16 protein-coding genes are annotated in these 16,927 nt (G+C 61.3%); 2 read left to right on the top strand and 14 right to left on the bottom strand.

The window, feature by feature from the left end; all coding sequences use genetic code 11:
* Positions 1-7: 7 nt before the first annotated feature.
* From BN1188_RS21330 to cspD, 11 genes are all read right to left on the bottom strand, one after another.
* A complete protein-coding gene (locus BN1188_RS21330) occupies positions 8-421 on the bottom strand; it encodes an NADH-quinone oxidoreductase subunit A (RefSeq protein WP_040263804.1) in 414 nt (137 codons plus the stop codon).
* Between the two features lie 445 nt (positions 422-866).
* Positions 867-2,192 (bottom strand): isocitrate lyase, encoded by a 1,326-nt coding sequence (gene aceA / locus BN1188_RS21325; protein ID WP_040263802.1) that lies wholly within the window; start codon positions 2,190-2,192, stop codon positions 867-869.
* 474 nt (positions 2,193-2,666) lie between these two features.
* Positions 2,667-3,407: a secretin N-terminal domain-containing protein gene (locus BN1188_RS21320; RefSeq protein WP_052469435.1), complete on the bottom strand. Its 741-nt coding sequence runs from the start codon at positions 3,405-3,407 to the stop codon at positions 2,667-2,669.
* 139 nt (positions 3,408-3,546) lie between these two features.
* On the bottom strand, positions 3,547-3,984 hold the full coding sequence (locus BN1188_RS21315; RefSeq protein ID WP_040263800.1) for a GNAT family N-acetyltransferase: 438 nt from the start codon (positions 3,982-3,984) through the stop codon (positions 3,547-3,549).
* A complete protein-coding gene (locus BN1188_RS21310; RefSeq protein ID WP_040263798.1) occupies positions 3,977-5,143 on the bottom strand; it encodes a ribosomal protein uL16 3-hydroxylase in 1,167 nt (388 codons plus the stop codon). The genes BN1188_RS21315 and BN1188_RS21310 overlap by 8 nt, the downstream gene beginning before the upstream one ends.
* A 75-nt stretch (positions 5,144-5,218) precedes the next feature.
* Entirely contained in the window at positions 5,219-6,589 is a 1,371-nt protein-coding gene (purB, locus tag BN1188_RS21305; protein ID WP_040263796.1) for an adenylosuccinate lyase, read from the bottom strand.
* A 90-nt stretch (positions 6,590-6,679) separates the two neighbouring features.
* Positions 6,680-7,303, bottom strand: a complete 624-nt coding sequence (gene hflD, locus BN1188_RS21300) for a high frequency lysogenization protein HflD (RefSeq protein WP_040263795.1) — start codon at positions 7,301-7,303, stop codon at positions 6,680-6,682.
* Positions 7,300-8,448 carry a tRNA 2-thiouridine(34) synthase MnmA gene (gene mnmA, locus BN1188_RS21295; protein WP_040263793.1) on the bottom strand — a complete coding sequence of 383 codons (1,149 nt, stop codon included), beginning with the start codon at positions 8,446-8,448 and terminating at the stop codon, positions 7,300-7,302. Before mnmA ends, hflD begins: the two co-directional genes overlap by 4 nt.
* A gap of 69 nt (positions 8,449-8,517) precedes the next feature.
* Positions 8,518-8,955: an NUDIX hydrolase gene (locus tag BN1188_RS21290; protein ID WP_040263791.1), complete on the bottom strand. Its 438-nt coding sequence runs from the start codon at positions 8,953-8,955 to the stop codon at positions 8,518-8,520.
* A 59-nt stretch (positions 8,956-9,014) separates the two neighbouring features.
* Complete coding sequence (locus BN1188_RS21285; protein ID WP_040263789.1) at positions 9,015-11,240, bottom strand: NADP-dependent isocitrate dehydrogenase; 2,226 nt, start codon at positions 11,238-11,240, stop codon at positions 9,015-9,017.
* 362 nt (positions 11,241-11,602) lie between these two features.
* Positions 11,603-11,860 (bottom strand): cold shock domain-containing protein CspD, encoded by a 258-nt coding sequence (gene cspD / locus BN1188_RS21280; protein WP_040264459.1) that lies wholly within the window; start codon positions 11,858-11,860, stop codon positions 11,603-11,605.
* A 223-nt stretch (positions 11,861-12,083) separates the two neighbouring features.
* On the opposite strand from cspD, the gene clpS reads away from it, so the two are divergent.
* Positions 12,084-12,461: an ATP-dependent Clp protease adapter ClpS gene (gene clpS, locus BN1188_RS21275; RefSeq protein ID WP_040264457.1), complete on the top strand. Its 378-nt coding sequence runs from the start codon at positions 12,084-12,086 to the stop codon at positions 12,459-12,461.
* A 31-nt stretch (positions 12,462-12,492) separates the two neighbouring features.
* Positions 12,493-14,763, top strand: coding sequence for an ATP-dependent Clp protease ATP-binding subunit ClpA (gene clpA, locus BN1188_RS21270; RefSeq protein ID WP_040263787.1), 2,271 nt, complete (start codon positions 12,493-12,495; stop codon positions 14,761-14,763).
* A gap of 93 nt (positions 14,764-14,856) precedes the next feature.
* Here clpA and infA read toward each other — a convergent pair whose 3' ends face one another.
* From infA to aat, 3 genes are all read right to left on the bottom strand, one after another.
* Positions 14,857-15,075, bottom strand: a complete 219-nt coding sequence (infA, locus tag BN1188_RS21265) for a translation initiation factor IF-1 (RefSeq protein ID WP_002553999.1) — start codon at positions 15,073-15,075, stop codon at positions 14,857-14,859.
* A 98-nt stretch (positions 15,076-15,173) separates the two neighbouring features.
* A complete protein-coding gene (locus tag BN1188_RS21260) occupies positions 15,174-15,881 on the bottom strand; it encodes an arginyltransferase (protein WP_040263785.1) in 708 nt (235 codons plus the stop codon).
* A gap of 57 nt (positions 15,882-15,938) precedes the next feature.
* Positions 15,939-16,619 (bottom strand): leucyl/phenylalanyl-tRNA--protein transferase, encoded by a 681-nt coding sequence (gene aat, locus BN1188_RS21255; RefSeq protein ID WP_040263783.1) that lies wholly within the window; start codon positions 16,617-16,619, stop codon positions 15,939-15,941.
* Positions 16,620-16,927 lie beyond the last annotated feature (308 nt).

Below are 16,927 nucleotides of genomic sequence, written 5' to 3'. Positions count from 1 at the left end.
CAAAGCCTCATTGTTTCAGCTTCGCCTGCCGCTTACGACGACCTTCGGGTGCCCAATCGAGCGCCCCCACTCGCCAAAGGTAGACAAGACCTGCCAACAGAATTGCTATGAAAATGAGCGCTTCGGCGAAGCCGGCCCAGCCGCTTTCGCGTACCGATACCGACCAGGCGAACAAGAAAAGGGCTTCGATATCGAAGATCACGAACAGCATCGCGACCAGATAGAATTTAGCGGAGAGGCGCAACCGGGCACTGCCGACGGGCAGCATGCCGGACTCGAACGGATCGTTCTTGCTACGCCCCCAGGCCTTGCCGCCCAAGAGGCTGGACAGCCCCAACATGAAGGCGCAAAGCCCCACTACACCCAGGAGGAAGATGGCAAAGCCCCAGTTGTGGGCGATGAGTCCTGCTGTTGGGGTCATGCTGGCAATCCTTAACAGAGCGGCAGCTCTCTGTACTGAAGAAGGGTAAAGCAGTGACGAAATGTCGCAGCCATAAGATCGGCGGGATTTTATGGGCAAACCCGCGGCAAGTAAATTTGCTGCATCAAATTAATTCATTCAATTCATTGGCCTAGTAAGCGCTCCCTGCTTCAAAGCCCCGTCGGCCCGGGATTCGACCGCTTTTACTCAACGCTGTTTCCTCCGCTGCGCAACAAACTTATTCAAATGATAATAAGTCTCAGTTAGTGCACTTGATGGGTCATGTCATGAAGTCACTATAGTCCCGTCCTGAGTTTATGCCGGTTTCATTTCGTCATATGGACGCAGGTCAAGGTTTAGTGTGGTACAGCGTTCGGAACACGTCGGTGGCGAGATCGCCGGCAACAAAAAAGCCGCCCGTAGGCGGCTCGTAAGAGCGAAGCGGTCAGTGGAACTGCTCTTCCTCGGTAGAGCCGGTCAGTGCAGTGACCGACGACACTCCGCCCTGGATGACCGTTGTCATGTCATCGAAGTACCCAGTGCCTACCTCCTGCTGATGCGCGACGAAGGTGTAACCCTTGGCGGCATCGGCAAACTCCTGCTCCTGCAGCTTCACGTAGGCGGTCATGTCGTTGCGGGCGTAGTCATGGGCCAGGGAGAACATTCCATGCCACATGTTGTGGATGCCCGCCAGGGTAATGAACTGGTGCTTGTAGCCCATGGCCGACAGCTCGCGCTGGAATTTGGCGATGGTGGCGTCGTCCAGGTTCTTTTTCCAGTTGAAGGAAGGAGAGCAGTTGTACGAAAGCAGTTGGTCCGGGTATTCCTTCTTGATGGCCTCAGCGAAGCGGCGCGCTTCGTCCAGGTCTGGCTTCGCCGTTTCGCACCAGATCAGATCCGCGTAAGGCGCATAGGCCAGGCCGCGAGCGATGGCCTGATCCAGCCCGGCACGAACCTTATAGAACCCCTCAGGCGTGCGAGTGCCGGTGACGAATGGCTGATCGTAAGGATCGCAGTCGGAAGTGAGCAAGTCCGCCGCATTTGCGTCGGTGCGGGCGAGGATGATGGTAGGCACACCGGCCACGTCAGCCGCCAGGCGGGCGGCGACCAGTTTCTGCACGGCCTCCTGGGTGGGGACCAGTACCTTGCCACCCATATGGCCGCATTTCTTCACCGATGCCAGCTGGTCTTCGAAGTGCACCCCGGCGGCACCGGCTTCGATCATGCTTTTCATCAGTTCATAGGCATTGAGTACGCCGCCGAAACCCGCTTCGGCGTCCGCGACTATGGGTGCGAAGTAGTCGATATAGCCATCGTCGCCCAGGTTCCTGCCTGCTTTCCACTGAATCTGGTCAGCGCGGCGGAAAGCATTGTTGATGCGTTTGACCACCGTGGGGACGGAGTCCACAGGGTAAAGCGACTGGTCCGGGTACATCGATTCGGCACTGTTGTTGTCGGCGGCTACCTGCCAGCCCGAAAGGTAGATGGCTTGAATGCCTGCCTTGACCTGTTGCACAGCCTGCCCGCCTGTAAGCGCGCCCATGCAGTTGACGAAGTCTTTGTCCGGGCGGAAGGAAGGGCGGGCTCCTTGGGTGACCAGCTTCCAGAGTTTTTCCGCGCCCAGCCTGGCGAAAGTGTGCTCAGGCTGAACGGAGCCACGCAGGCGGACCACATCGGCGGCGGTATAGGTACGGGTGACCCCTTTCCAGCGCGGGTTCTCCGCCCAGTCTTTCTCCAGGGCCGCTATTTGTTGTTCGCGTGTCAGTGCCATTGGGTAAGCCTCGTCGCATAGGTCTCTTGGGATGTCGTGCTCTGCCTGGACGCAATCCATTCATCGGGCGGCAACGGCGGGAAGGCTTGGAGGGGAGGGCTAAAACTCATTGCGCGGGCGAACGAAAGGGCTGGCGAACCGGCATGGCTGAGCTGCATGTAGTGTGGGGCTCAGGCCACTCCAAGATCGCACATCCGGCTGACAGGCCTTCGGCGCTTCCGTCCCTCGGGACAACTTCGTTCCAGTCGCAACCCCGTCAAACCGCCTTGTGGGCCGTGCTGACACCAGAGCGGCTCTCTAGGTAGCGAGAACACGCGCCGGAGGCCCCGTATGAGGGCCCCTGATTAGCGGGAGCGAGGCCATCATGCCTTCGGGCAGGAACGCCGTCAAACACTTTGTAGTGTTTATTTGAGGTCACTACATACTTTCAGGAACACGACTCATCGGTCACGGAAAGGCCCTGGGGTCGGGCTTTCAGGGCAGGGCGTCGACTCGGACCCGAAGCGTCATGTCGTCTCGGCCGGCAGTACCGTAGTAGCGGGTGCCGGCGTTGCGTTCGGCCTGGCTTTGGCCATTGATACCAGCAATGGTGATCCACTGGCCTAAAGGTCCGCTGACACGGGTATCAGTACTCTGCACGTTCACGACATCCGGGCGTTCCTGGCTCATGCGGTCATTGTTCGTGCTGATCGCCAGGTGCACGATTTCGCCGCTTACCGTAGCGGTGACATAGAAGCCCTGGGTTACGTTGCGGTATTCGGTCTGGGTTTGCAGCCGCCCGTAGGCGTCGGTCTGCGCGGTCGTCAGCGGCACGCTCTGGCCAACCTGGATGAGGGCCGGAGCCCCCTCGCTGGCCTGCACTTGCTGCAATCCGCCGGTACGGTTGGCAGTGCCGTAGTGAATCACGCGGCCAGCCCCCGCGCCGCCGCCAGTGCTGCGATTGGTGTCGCTGGTATCCACGCTGATGAGCAAGCGGCGCGCTGGCACGTCGAGCCGTTCCAGCACGGTGCCAAGTTCATCGAGCTTGCCTGGCTCGGCATTGACGACCAGCTGATTGCCAAGGGCACTAACGCTACCCTGATTACCCAGGAATGACCTAACCAAGGGCAATATTTCTTCGCTGCTACGGTAGTGCAGCTCCAATACTTGGGTAGCCGCCTGGCTAAGCGAGGCGAAGACCGACAAGAAAAGCAGAAAGAAAGGGCGCAGCGGCATGGCAGGTTACTCCGCGAAGTCGAGCCCCAAGTATGACTCAGGGCTGACTTGCGTGGCGCCACACAAATGGACGTGGTTCACAGGTTCGGGCCTGTGAGATCGAAACAACGACTTCCAGGCGGTTTGGTGATCTTGGCCGCTAGCGTTCGCCCGAAGTCACATCGAGCACCATGTCCACATGCGGTAGACCAGCTTCGATGAATTCCTCGCTCACCACCTTGAATCCAAAGCGCTCGTAGAAGGCAGTGGCATGGACCTGGGCGGTGAGCTTGAGCTCGGTGAGCCCTCGCTGCCGGGCTTGCTCGATCACAGCCTGTAGCAGTGCGTCCCCAACTTTCTGCCCGCGCCAGTCCTTGAGGACCGACAGCCGTCCGAGGTAGCCGTCCGGCAGCAACCGGGCCGTACCGATGGCGAAATCCCCTTGTTCGGCCAGGAAGTGCACCGCGGTTTCGTCTTCGGAATCCCACTCCTGTTCAGGCGGTACAGCCTGTTCAGCGACGAACACGCTTTCCCGAATCCGATGGATGCTCGAATAGTCCCGATGCCAGTCGGCCAGGCGGATGCTCAGTTCATTCATCAGCGAACCCCAGGCTACCTTGCATGACCAACTGGCTGAGCAGAATGACTGCCTCTTCGTCTTCCAGCCAGGGACCGAGGTTGGTCTGGTGGAGGGCATCCGCCGAGCAGACTAGCTGCAGCAGCGGGCGCAGGTTGCCAGGTAGCAAGCGGCTCTGCCCGCTGGCAAACAGCATCAGTTCGGCGCCCATTTCCGACCAGGCCAGCCGAGCGCTGGGGTTGCGAATGATAACCGCCCCCTGGGCCAGGGCCTCGAGCAGGTCTTCTTCGCTCAACTCGCTCCCGGCGACTCGCTCGGCATAACGAGGCTCGGTCATGAACTGGCCGAACCAGGTCAGCAGCAGGCGGTCATCGCTCATGTGGCGTGACAGCAGATCTTTGAGACGCGCCAGCGCGTCATGCTGGATCTGACTTGGGTCCGTGGCTGGCTGGATGTCCGGGTCGCCATAGCGCTCGTCATCCGGAATGAACTGGCTGAGGAAGTCGGTGAAATGGGTCAGCACTTCACTTGCGCTCGGTGCGCGGAAGCCAATGCTGTAGGTCATGCAGTCGTCTACGGCGGTGCCGAAGTGCGCCAGGCGAGGCGGCAGGTAGAGCATGTCGCCCGGCTCCAGCGTCCAGGCGTCGCTTTCGTGGAAATCCGCCAGAATACGCAGGTCGGCGTGTTCGAGCAGAGGACTTTCAGCGTCGCACATCTGGCCTACTCGCCAAGTGCGCTTGCCGTGCCCCTGCAGCAGGAAGACGTCGTAATGATCGAAGTGAGGGCCCACGCCACCGCCAGGGGCGGCATAGCTGATCATCACGTCATCGATGCGCCAGGTGGGCAGGAAGCGGAAGGGCTCGAGCAGGGCGCTCACTTCGGGAACGAACTGGTCCACTGCTTGTACCAGAAGGGTCCAGTCCTTGGCGGGCAGGCTCGAAAAGGTGTCTTCTCCGAAGGGGCCGCGGCGCAACTCCCAAGGGTGGTCGCCGTGTTCCAGGACAATGCGTGATTCGATCTCGTCTTCCAGGGCCAGCCCGGCAAGCTCGTCCGGGCTGATGGGATTTTCGAAATCAGCGAATGCCTGGCGTACCAGAAGAGGTTTCTTCTGCCAGTAATCGCGCAGGAATTCTCGAGCTGTCAGGCCGCCGAGTAGTTGAAGAGGTTTATCGGAAGACATCGCTAACTCTTTGAATGTTATGACGAGGTAGAAAGAAAAACGCCCGGCCAGGCCGGGCGTTCGTAGGATGGGCCCTTAGATGCGGCGGGCCTGCTCGGCAGCATTGCCGATATAGCTGGCAGGTGTCAGCCGGGCCAGTTCGGCCTTGGCGCCTTGCGGGATGTCCAGCTCCTCGATGAACTCCCGCAGGACCTGGGCGCTGATGCCCTTGCCGCGGGTCAACTCCTTGAGTTTCTCGTAGGGGTTCTCGACGTTGTAGCGACGCATGACGGTCTGGATGGGCTCGGCCAGGACCTCCCAGCACGCGTCCAGGTCCGCCGCGATGCGCTGGGCGTTGATTTCCAGCTTACCGATGCCCTTGAGGCTGGCTTCATAGGCGATCACGCTGTGAGCGAAGCCCACGCCAAGGTTGCGCAGGACGGTGGAATCGGTGAGGTCGCGCTGCCAGCGGGAAATGGGCAGCTTGCTGGCCAGATGCTGGAACAGGGCATTGGCGATCCCCAGGTTGCCTTCGGAGTTTTCGAAGTCGATGGGGTTGACCTTGTGCGGCATGGTGGAGGAACCGATCTCGCCGGCCACGGTGCGCTGCTTGAAGTAGCCCAGGGAGATATAGCCCCAGATGTCCCGGTCGAAGTCGATCAGGATGGTATTGAAGCGGGCAATGGCATCGAACAGCTCGGCAATGTAGTCGTGAGGCTCGATCTGGGTCGTGTAGGGGTTGAACACAAGGCCCAGTTCATCTTCGATGAAAGCCCGGGCATTGGCTTCCCAGTCCACGTCCGGGTAGGCCGACAGATGGGCGTTGTAATTGCCCACCGCGCCGTTGATCTTGCCCAGCAGCGGTACGGCCGCCACCTGGCTGATCTGGCGTTCAAGGCGATAGACCACGTTCGCCAGTTCCTTGCCCAGGGTCGTCGGGGATGCAGGCTGGCCGTGGGTGCGGGAAAGCATCGGCACGTCAGCGAAGCGGAGGGCCAGTTCGCGAATGGCCTGGGCGATCTGCCGCATCAGGGGCAGCAGGACGTTGTCGCGGCCTTCGCGCAGCATGAGGGCGTGGGACAGGTTGTTGATGTCTTCGCTGGTGCAGGCAAAGTGGATGAATTCGCTGACCTTGGCCAGTTCCGGAAGGCGCGCCGCCTGCTCCTTGAGCAGGTATTCGATGGCCTTGACGTCGTGGTTGGTGGTGCGTTCGATCTCTTTCACGCGCTCGGCGTGTTCGAGAGCGAAACCGGTGGCCAGTTCATCGAGCAATGCGTTGGCGCCTTCCGAGAACGGCGGCACTTCGGTGATCTGAGGGTGGGCCGCCAGGCGCTGCAGCCAGCGGACCTCGACCATCGCGCGGAAGCGGATCAGGCCGTACTCGCTGAAGATGGGGCGCAGGGCCTCGGTTTTGCCGGCGTAGCGGCCGTCTACAGGGGAAACCGCAGTGAGCGAAGAGAGCTGCATAGGGTGTTCTCGGACAGTCGGGCAACGAAAAGGGCGCGTATGATACACGAAAAGGCGTCGGGCTCGCTGGCCTATCGGCCAGCGCCCGGGTCATTCGCTACGCATCAACGGGTAGAGTTCGCGCAACAGCTTGCGCCGGCCAAGCAGCAGTTGCCAGCGATGGCCGCCGAGCTGTCGCCACAGGCGGGCGCAGCGGATGCCGGCCAATAACAGTGCGCGGATCTTCGAGGCATTGCTGGGCTGCTGCAGGAAGCGCATGTCGCCATGGACCTGGATACGTTGGCGCAGGGTACTCAGGGTGTCCTGATACAGGCCTCCGCAAGCGGCGATCACGTTCTCGTGGGCCGGCCCGAAGTGTTCGACCTGGGCCTGGATCTGCGGCAACCGCTTGCCAATGGTTTCCAGCATGGCGGGGCGCTTTTCCAGCTGGCGCTCCAGGGTGACCATGGACAAGGCGTAGCGCAAGGGCTCGCGCTGCAGGCTGACCGGGTCGCGCTCAAGGGCGGCGGCCAGGGCCTGGAAGCCCTCGCGCAGCGACTGGTGGCTGCCGCCAAAGACCTCGAGGGTGTCTTTCGGGTCTCTGACCAGCAAGGTGCCGAGCATGGTCTCGAGTTCCATTTCGGTGATCTGCCCGGTCTTGGCTATCCGGTCCACCAGCGCGGCAGCCTGGAAGACGCCGCCGAGCGCGATCAATTGTTCCTGCATCCGGTTCATGCGGTTGCTGCCTCGCGTGGTGTTGCCGGCTCGGCGCTTTCGATCACGCCACCACCCAGGCAGACGTCGCCATCGTAGAACACCACTGACTGCCCCGGGGTCACCGCGCGCTGAGGCTCGTCGAAGATGACCCGGTAGCCCTCTGAGGTACGTTCCAGGGTGCACGGCTGATCGGCCTGGCGGTAGCGGACCTTGGCGGTCAGGCGGCGCGGGCTGGAAAGGTCCAGGGGGTTGACCCAAAAAATTTCCGACGCCAGCAAGGCCTTGGCGAACAGCCATGGATGATCGTTGCCCTGGCCGACGATGAGTTCGTTGCGGGTCAGATCCTTGGCCAGTACATACCAGGGCTCGTCGCCGGCACCCTGGAGACCGCCGATGCCCAGGCCCTGGCGCTGGCCGATGGTGTGGTACATGAGGCCATGATGACGGCCGATGACCAGGCCCTCGGTGGTCTTGATTTCACCCGGTTGGGCCGGCAGGTATTGCTTGAGGAAGTCGCTGAAGCGCCGTTCGCCGATGAAGCAGATGCCCGTGGAATCCTTTTTTTTGGCCGTGGCCAGGCCATGCAGGTCCGCGATGGCGCGCACTTCGGGCTTCTCCAGTTCGCCCACGGGGAACAGGGTACGGGCGATCTGTTCGCCGCCCACCGCATGCAGGAAGTAGCTCTGGTCCTTGTTCGGGTCCAGGCCCTTGAGCAGCTCAGTGACACCCTCCCGGTCCCGGCGGCGCACATAATGCCCGGTGGCGATCAGGTCGGCGCCCAGTCCCAGGGCGTAGTCGAGGAAAGCCTTGAACTTGATTTCGCGGTTGCAGAGGATGTCCGGGTTCGGCGTGCGTCCGGCCTTGTATTCGTCCAGGAAATGCTCGAACACGTTGTCCCAGTACTCGGCGGCGAAATTGGCCGTGTGCAGCTTGATGCCGATGCGGTCGCATACCGCCTGGGCGTCGGCGAGGTCTTCCCGCGCGGTGCAGTACTCGGTGCCGTCGTCTTCCTCCCAGTTCTTCATGAACAGCCCTTCGACCTGGAAGCCTTGCTGCAGCAGGAGGAGGGCAGACACGGAAGAGTCGACGCCGCCGGACATGCCGACGATCACGCGCGTATTACGGGGATCCCGATAGGGATCGTGAGAGAGGGACTCACGCATGGGCTTGGATAAGGCTCTGGTGAAAACGAAGCATTCTATCAGGCCAGACGCCCACAGTGAAAAGCCGCCTCACTCGCGGATGACATTGAGACTGTGCGTCGGGCCGGCGAGGTAGTCTTCGATACAGCGTGGCACCAGCTCGCTGCGCCAGCGGTGGGGGTCGGCGAGCAGTTCCTCGCGGGTAAGCCAGTGAGTGGCGGTGATGTCCTGGTCCAGCGGGTGATCATGCCGGCGCACAGGGCGAGCCGCGAAGCAGATCCGCTGGTAGGTGACGCCATTGAAAGGCGCAGTGTAGAGGTAAATGCCGACTACGCCCGTGAGCTCCACCTCCCAGGCTGTTTCTTCACGCGTCTCACGCAAGGCGGCCTGGCGCAGTGTCTCGCCCTGTTCAAGATGGCCCGCTGGCTGGTTGAGCACCAGGCGGCCGCCTTTGTGCTCCTCGACGAACAGGAAGCGGCCATCATCTTCGATGACGGTGGCGACAGTGATATGGGGTTGCCAGCTCATACAAATGTCCAAGTCCAGAAAATAAAAAACCCCGGCCTGGGCCGGGGCTGTGTCGCTCGTTACTGCAATGAAGCGATGGCTTGGTTGAGGGTTGCGCTGGGGCGCATGGCCTTGCTGGCCAGTTCCGGAGTGGCGAAGTAGTAACCGTCGATGTCCACGGGCTTGCCCTGGGCGCCGTTGAGTTCGGAAACGATGGTGTCTTCCTTGCTAGTCAGGGCCTCGGCCAACGGCTTGAAGCGCGCCTGCAGGTCGGTATCCTGAGTTTGCTCGGCCAGCGCCTGAGCCCAGTAGGTGGCCAGGTAGTAGTGGCTGCCGCGGTTGTCGATGCCGCCCACTTTGCGGGAAGGGGACTTGTTCGTGTCCAGGAACTTGCCGGTGGCCTGGTCAAGGGTGTCAGCCAGGACCTGGGCCTTGGGGTTGCCATAGGCGGTCGCCAGGTGTTCCAGGGAAGCGGCCAGGGCGAGGAATTCGCCGAGGGAGTCCCAGCGCAGGAAGCCTTCCTCGTTGAATTGCTGAACGTGCTTGGGCGCGGAACCGCCGGCACCGGTCTCGAACAGGCCGCCGCCGTTCATCAGAGGGACAATGGACAGCATCTTGGCGCTGGTGCCCAGTTCCATGATCGGGAACAGGTCAGTCAAGTAGTCGCGCAGTACGTTACCGGTGACCGAGATGGTGTCCTTGCCGGCGCGAATGCGTTCCAGGGACACTGTCATGGCTTCCACTGGCGAGCGGACGCTGATGTCCAGGCCTGCGGTGTCGTGGTCTTTCAGGTAGCGCTGCACCTTTTCGATCAGCGCGGCGTCGTGGGCGCGGTTGGCGTCCAGCCAGAAGATGGCCGGGGTGTTGCTGGCGCGGGCGCGGTTGACCGCCAGCTTGACCCAGTCACGGATGGGCGCGTCCTTGGTCTGGCACATGCGGAAGATGTCGCCGGCCTCCACGGCTTGCTCCATCAGTACCTTGCCGTCGGCGTCCAGCACGCGGACCACGCCGTCGGCCTTGACCTGGAAGGTCTTGTCATGGGAGCCGTATTCCTCGGCCTTCTGGGCCATCAGGCCAACGTTCGGCACGCTGCCCATGGTGGTGGGGTCGAAGGCGCCATTGCGCTTGCAGTCGTCGATCACGGCCTGGTAGATGGTGGCGTAGCAGCGGTCAGGGATCACTGCCTTGGCATCCTGCAGTTCGCCCTTGGCGTTCCACATCTTGCCCGAGTCACGAATCATCGCCGGCATGGAGGCGTCGACGATCACGTCGCTGGGCACGTGCAGGTTGGTGATCCCCTTGTCGGAGTTGACCATGGCCACGGCGGCGCGAGCCTGGTACACCGACTGTATATCGGCTTCGATTTCAGCCTGCTTGTCGGCCGGCAGCGACTTGATGCGCGCGTAGAGATCACCGATGCCGTTGTTGCTGTTGAAGCCAGCCTCGGCCAGGGTGGCCTCATGCTTGGCCAGGGCGTCCTTGTAGTACTCTTCAACGAACTGGCCGAACATGATCGGGTCCGAGACCTTCATCATGGTTGCCTTCAGGTGTACCGAGAACAGCACGCCCTGGGCCTTGGCGTCTTCGATCTGCGCTGCGACGAATGCGCGCAGGGCCTTGCGGCTCATCACGGCACTGTCGATGATCTCGCCGGCCTGGACCTTGGTCTTTTCCTTGAGCACGGTGGTGTTGCCATCCTTGCCCGCAAGCTCGATGCGCACGGTGCCGTCGGCGGCGATGACGGCGGCTTTCTCGCTGCCGTAGAAGTCACCGTTGTCCATGTGCGCGACGTGGGCCTTGGAGTCCGCTGCCCAGGCGCCCATCTTGTGGGGGTGCTTGCGCGCGTAGTTCTTGACCGACAGAGGCGCGCGGCGGTCGGAATTGCCTTCGCGCAGTACCGGGTTCACGGCGCTGCCCTTGATCTTGTCATAGCGGCCGCGTACGTCCCTGGTCTCGTCGCTGTCGGCGGTGTCGGGGTAGTCCGGGACGTCGAAGCCCTTGGCCTGCAGTTCCTTGATCGCTGCCTTCAGCTGCGGCACCGAAGCGCTGATGTTCGGCAGCTTGATGATGTTGGCCTCGGGCGTGGTCGCCAGTTCGCCCAGCTCCGCCAGGTCATCGGGTACGGCACGCTCGCCAAGACGTTCCGGGAAGGCGGCGAGGATGCGGCCGGCCAGGGAAATGTCGCGGGTTTCGACGGCGATGTCGGCGGTCTTGGTGAACGCCTCGATGATGGGCAGGAGGGAGTAGGTGGCGAGGGCGGGGGCTTCGTCGGTGAAGGTGTAGATGATCTTGGATCGGGTGGGCATGTCGAGTTAACTCTCTGTTTTGCTGAGCATGCTAAGCATCTCGTTGCGCAGGGTAGGCGCTTTCGGCGCAGCGGCGCGCGTCGAAAGTCGAGAGGCCTCGCGGTGATGTTGGGTGCATCAGTCGAGCGTCAAACGGCCGGGCCGAGGTGCGGGCCTGGACGGGTTCACGGTTACCGCTGGGCGTACCTTGCATGGGGGTGCGCCACTATGACTCACTGGTCACCGGGCGGAGTATATCAAACCCATGGCCGGGCGCACGAAAGTTCGCCTGAGGCGATGGTTGTAGGAAGATTGGAGGCGGGGCGGGGAATATGGCTGGGCCGCCTCGGTAAGCGGGCCCAGCCATCGGGAGTTGGGCTGCGTCAGGCGTGTTCGGTAGAAGACGCGTACTGTGAAACGGCAACGTTGACGGAGTCGGTTACCGGTGAAATCCCCACGGCATGCATGCCTTTAGGGCCTTGGATAATGTTGAATTTTACGGGTTGCCCTGCCTTGAGCGTTTTGTAACCTTCCATTTCAATGGCCGAAAAATGCGCGAACAGATCTTCGCTTTTTCCGTCCTCGTTGATGAACCCGTAGCCCTTGGCATTGTTGAACCACTTGACTTTACCGCTTGGCATGCTCATATCCCTCTGCAAAGGACCCCATCTCTGGAGTATCATCCACCAAGCCCGCGCGCCGGCCGAAAAATTTATTTGACTGCGCGGACCTTTCCTCCCCAATGTGGGTTCTACTGTTTGTAACACCGTTTTGCCGATAGTCAAGGTCATGCGGCGGCCGAGTATCAATCTGGACACACGTCTCACCACAACCTTCGATCGCTCAACGATGAACACTTCCGAAATGCATTCAACCAACCATATTCGTCTAACCTTCCAACAGGGCCGGCTCGGCCCGGACAGCCCTGCGCCTCACGAGGACGATTCCGCCGGCGTGGCGGTGCAGGAGTCCAAGCCGACGCTACAGGCGCCGCCGATGTACAAGGTGGTGCTGTTCAACGATGACTACACCCCGATGGATTTCGTGGTAGAGGTGCTGGAGCTGTTCTTCAACCTGAATCGCGAGCTGGCGACCAAGGTGATGCTGGCGGTGCATACGGAAGGGCGTGCGGTCTGTGGGCTGTACACCCGGGACATCGCCGAAACCAAAGCCATGCAGGTGAATCAGTACGCCAGGGAAAGCCAGCATCCGCTACTCTGTGAAATCGAGAAGGACGGTTGAAATCCGGCCACTTGGGTTATGAGGTGAAGCTATGTTAAACCGCGAGCTCGAAGTCACTCTCAATCTGGCCTTCAAGGAGGCTCGGTCCAAACGGCATGAATTCATGACCGTCGAGCATCTCTTGCTGGCCTTGTTGGATAACGAGGCAGCCGCTACCGTGCTACGGGCGTGCGGTGCCAACCTCGACAAACTCAAGCACGACCTCCAGGAGTTCATCGACTCCACCACCCCGCTGATTCCGGTCCATGACGAAGACCGCGAGACCCAGCCCACGCTCGGTTTCCAGCGCGTGCTGCAGCGCGCCGTCTTCCATGTGCAGAGCTCCGGCAAGCGCGAAGTCACCGGCGCCAACGTACTGGTGGCCATCTTCAGCGAGCAGGAAAGCCAGGCTGTTTTCCTCCTCAAACAGCAGACCGTGGCGCGCATCGACGTGGTCAACTACATCGCCCATGGCATCTCCAAAGTGCCAGGGCATGGCGAGCACTCCGAGGGTGAGCAGGAAATGCAGGACGACGAGGGCGGCGAGTCTTCATCCTCCGGGAACCCCCTGGATGCCTATGCCAGCAACCTGAACGAGCTGGCGCGTCAAGGGCGTATCGACCCGCTGGTCGGGCGCGAGAACGAAGTCGAGCGCGTCGCTCAGATCCTGGCGCGCCGGCGCAAGAACAATCCACTGCTGGTGGGCGAGGCGGGCGTCGGCAAGACCGCCATCGCCGAAGGCCTGGCCAAGCGCATCGTCGACAGCCAGGTGCCTGACCTGCTCGCCAACAGTGTCGTCTACTCGCTGGACCTGGGCGCGCTGCTGGCCGGCACCAAGTACCGGGGCGATTTCGAGAAGCGCTTCAAGGCCCTGCTCGGTGAGCTGCGCAAGCGGCCCCAGGCGATTCTCTTCATCGACGAAATTCACACCATCATCGGTGCGGGCGCTGCGTCCGGCGGGGTGATGGACGCGTCCAATCTGCTCAAGCCGTTGCTGTCCTCTGGCGAGATCCGCTGCATCGGGTCCACCACCTTCCAGGAATTCCGCGGTATCTTCGAGAAGGACCGTGCCCTGGCACGTCGCTTCCAGAAGGTGGATGTCAGCGAGCCATCGGTCGAAGACACCATTGGCATCCTGCGTGGCCTGAAGAACCGTTTCGAGCAGCACCACAGCATCGAGTACAGTGACGAAGCCCTGCGTGCCGCGGCCGAACTGGCGTCTCGCTACATCAACGACCGCCATATGCCGGACAAGGCCATCGACGTGATCGACGAAGCTGGCGCCTATCAGCGCCTGCAGCCGGTTGAGGCTCGGGTCAAGCGCATCGAGGTGCCCCAGGTCGAGGACATCATCGCCAAGATCGCGCGCATTCCTCCGAAGCACGTCAACAGCTCCGACAAGGAACTGCTGCGTAACCTGGAGCGCGACCTGAAGTTGACGGTATTCGGTCAAGACGCGGCCATCGACTCGCTGTCGACGGCGATCAAGCTCTCACGTGCCGGCCTCAAGGCGCCGGACAAACCTGTAGGTTCATTCCTCTTCGCCGGCCCGACCGGGGTAGGCAAGACCGAGGCCGCCCGCCAGCTGGCCAAAGCGCTGGGTATCGAGCTGGTACGCTTCGACATGTCCGAGTACATGGAGCGGCATACGGTATCCCGCCTGATAGGCGCGCCTCCCGGGTATGTAGGGTTCGACCAGGGCGGGCTGCTCACCGAGGCGATCACCAAGCAGCCGCATTGCGTGCTGTTGCTCGACGAAATCGAAAAGGCGCATCCGGAAGTCTTCAACCTGCTGCTGCAGGTCATGGACCACGGCACCCTGACCGACAACAACGGGCGCAAGGCAGACTTCCGCAACGTGATTCTGATCATGACCACCAACGCAGGTGCGGAAACCGCTGCGCGGGCCTCCATCGGCTTCACTCAGCAGGATCATTCCTCCGATGCCATGGAAGTGATCAAGAAGAGCTTCACGCCGGAATTCCGCAATCGGTTGGATACCATCATCCAGTTCGGCCGCCTCAGTCACGAAGTCATCAAGAGCGTGGTGGACAAATTCCTCACCGAACTGCAGGCGCAACTGGAAGACAAGCGTGTGCAACTCGAAGTCACCGATGCCGCCCGCAGCTGGCTGGCGGCAAGTGGCTACGATGCGCAAATGGGTGCCCGGCCCATGGCCCGACTCATTCAGGACAAGATCAAGCGGCCCCTGGCTGAAGAGATCCTGTTCGGCGAGCTGTCGGAACATGGCGGGGTGGTGCATATCGATATCAAGGATGGCGAGCTTACGTTCGACTTCGAAACCGCCGCCGAAATGGCCTGAGGCACGCGGCGAGGGTTCGCTCTCGCCGCACCCTGTCAGTCACACGCATACGAAAAGCCCGGCTTGGAAGCCGGGCTTTGTCGTTTCGAGCTATCAGCGAGCGCGGTAGGTGATGCGGCCCTTGCTGAGGTCGTAAGGGGTCAGCTCGACGCGGACCTTGTCGCCGGTCAGGATTCGGATGTAGTTCTTGCGCATCTTTCCAGAAATATGCGCGGTAACGACGTGCCCGTTTTCCAACTCCACGCGGAACATGGTGTTGGGCAGGGTGTCGACGACAGTGCCTTCCATTTCGAAGCTGTCTTCTTTCGACATGCAGTAAAGCCCTCGGTATCCAGAAAGTGGCCCGGTGCAACTGCGCCAGGCAAAAGCGGCGCATATTGTGCCCGAAAAAGGGACCACGCGCCAAGGGCTCAGTTCAGTGTGACCCACCGCTGGTTGATCAGCAGTTCGATTGGGCGGTACTGGGTCTTGTAGTTCATCTTCTTGCAGTTCTTGATCCAGTAGCCAAGATACACAGCCCCAAGGTTCAGCCGTAAGCTTTCCCCGATCTGCCACAGAATGGCAAAGCGGCCCAGGCTGCGTCGCTCTTCCTCGGGTTCGTAGAAGGTGTAGACGGCCGACAGGCCGTTGGGCAGCAGATCTGTGACCGCTACGGCCATGAGCCGGCCCTCGAGGCGGAACTCGTAGAAACGGGAAAACGGCAGGTCCCGCACTAGGAAAGTGGAAAACTGGTCGCGACTGGGCGGGTACATGTCGCCGTCACTGTGGCGCTGTTCGATATAGCGCCTGTAAAGGTCGAAATATTCTTCGGTGAAGCGCGGGCGGGTCGCTTGTACCTGAATATCGGCGTTGCGCTTGAGGATACGCTTTTGCTGTCGGCTGGGCAGGAAGCGCGCCGCCGGGATGCGGGCCGGCACGCAGGCATTGCAGCGCTGGCAATGAGGGCGGTAAAGGTGGTCACCGCTGCGACGAAAGCCCAGCTCTGAAAGGTCGGCGTAAACGCTCGGGTCCATCGGCTGGCTCGGGTCGAGGAACAGCGTGGTGGCCTGCTCATCCGGCAGGTAGCTGCAGGCATGGGGTTGAGTGGCATAGAACTTCAGGCGCGCCAACTCGGTCATGATCAACCCTCGATCGAAGCTTACTCAGTGAGTGTATGCCAGCGTGGCGTCACTCGCCTAGCGACCCCAGGTAGCCGTGCTGCTCGCATCCAGGTAGCGCTCAAGGTATTGGACGAATTCGGTACGCGCAATTTCCCTTGCGCCGAAGCTTTCCAGATGACGGGTATGCATCTGGCAGTCGATCAGTACGAAACCATGGCTGTTCAGGTACTCGGCCAGATAGGCGAACGCGACCTTGGACGCATCGGTTGCTCGGCTGAACATGGATTCACCGAAGAACAACCGGCCCATCGCGATACCGTAGAGCCCGCCAACGAGTTGGCCGTCTCGCCAGGTCTCGACACTGTGGGCGATGCCGCGCCGATGCAGCTCGGTATAGGCCTGCTCGACGGCAAGGGTGATCCAGGTGCCCTGGGCATAGGCACGAGGCGCGGCGCAGGCCTGTATGACCTGGATGAATGCCTCGTCCAGTGTGATCTGAAAGTGGCCCTGGCGCAGGGTCTTGCGCAAGCTGCGCGATACTCTGACAGCGGCCGGCGCCACTACCATGCGGGGGTCGGGAGACCACCACATTACAGGCTGGCCTTGTTCATACCATGGAAAACAGCCATGTCTATAGGCCGCGACCAGGCGTTCCGGGGTCAGGTCCCCGCCAACGGCCAGCAGACCGTTAGGGTTGCGCAGGGCTCGCTCCAGGGGTGGGAAGCTCAGGTCGTTGCGGGTCAGCCAGGTCAGCATCGGAATGACAGGTCGAGCGAAAGGGGAGGGGAGAGTATCGCCCTCGTTGGTCGCTGTCGTCGAGTCCATATGCAGATACCCGGCCGATGGCCAGCGGGCCAAGCGGCCGGGAACCCTCGTGCCGGCCTGCCGGTCCATGAAGCTTCACGCAGATAAGCAAATAAAGGCTTTAACCCTTTGTCAGGTCAAGAAAACCATGGTCAAATCGGAATCATTTTATCAGTTGCCCGCCCGTGCTCGCCCGGAACACTGGCCTAGCGCCACCCTATGACATCGGTACTGTAAATCCGTACAATGGTCAGCCATGA

The sequence above is a fragment of the Pseudomonas massiliensis genome (genome assembly GCF_000826105.1).
Classification (GTDB): Bacteria; Pseudomonadota; Gammaproteobacteria; order Pseudomonadales; family Pseudomonadaceae; genus Aquipseudomonas; species Aquipseudomonas massiliensis.
This window is presented reverse-complemented; position numbering and strand designations above follow the sequence as displayed.

Coding starts and splice junctions, on each gene's coding strand:
- BN1188_RS21330 (WP_040263804.1), bottom strand. CDS start 421: ATGACCCCAACAGCAGGACTCATCGCCCACAACTGGGGCTTTGCCATC.
- aceA (WP_040263802.1), bottom strand. CDS start 2,192: ATGGCACTGACACGCGAACAACAAATAGCGGCCCTGGAGAAAGACTGG.
- BN1188_RS21320 (WP_052469435.1), bottom strand. CDS start 3,407: ATGCCGCTGCGCCCTTTCTTTCTGCTTTTCTTGTCGGTCTTCGCCTCG.
- BN1188_RS21315 (WP_040263800.1), bottom strand. CDS start 3,984: ATGAATGAACTGAGCATCCGCCTGGCCGACTGGCATCGGGACTATTCG.
- BN1188_RS21310 (WP_040263798.1), bottom strand. CDS start 5,143: ATGTCTTCCGATAAACCTCTTCAACTACTCGGCGGCCTGACAGCTCGA.
- purB (WP_040263796.1), bottom strand. CDS start 6,589: ATGCAGCTCTCTTCGCTCACTGCGGTTTCCCCTGTAGACGGCCGCTAC.
- hflD (WP_040263795.1), bottom strand. CDS start 7,303: ATGAACCGGATGCAGGAACAATTGATCGCGCTCGGCGGCGTCTTCCAG.
- mnmA (WP_040263793.1), bottom strand. CDS start 8,448: ATGCGTGAGTCCCTCTCTCACGATCCCTATCGGGATCCCCGTAATACG.
- BN1188_RS21290 (WP_040263791.1), bottom strand. CDS start 8,955: ATGAGCTGGCAACCCCATATCACTGTCGCCACCGTCATCGAAGATGAT.
- BN1188_RS21285 (WP_040263789.1), bottom strand. CDS start 11,240: ATGCCCACCCGATCCAAGATCATCTACACCTTCACCGACGAAGCCCCC.
- cspD (WP_040264459.1), bottom strand. CDS start 11,860: ATGCCAAGCGGTAAAGTCAAGTGGTTCAACAATGCCAAGGGCTACGGG.
- clpS (WP_040264457.1), top strand. CDS start 12,084: ATGCATTCAACCAACCATATTCGTCTAACCTTCCAACAGGGCCGGCTC.
- clpA (WP_040263787.1), top strand. CDS start 12,493: ATGTTAAACCGCGAGCTCGAAGTCACTCTCAATCTGGCCTTCAAGGAG.
- infA (WP_002553999.1), bottom strand. CDS start 15,075: ATGTCGAAAGAAGACAGCTTCGAAATGGAAGGCACTGTCGTCGACACC.
- BN1188_RS21260 (WP_040263785.1), bottom strand. CDS start 15,881: ATGACCGAGTTGGCGCGCCTGAAGTTCTATGCCACTCAACCCCATGCC.
- aat (WP_040263783.1), bottom strand. CDS start 16,619: ATGCTGACCTGGCTGACCCGCAACGACCTGAGCTTCCCACCCCTGGAG.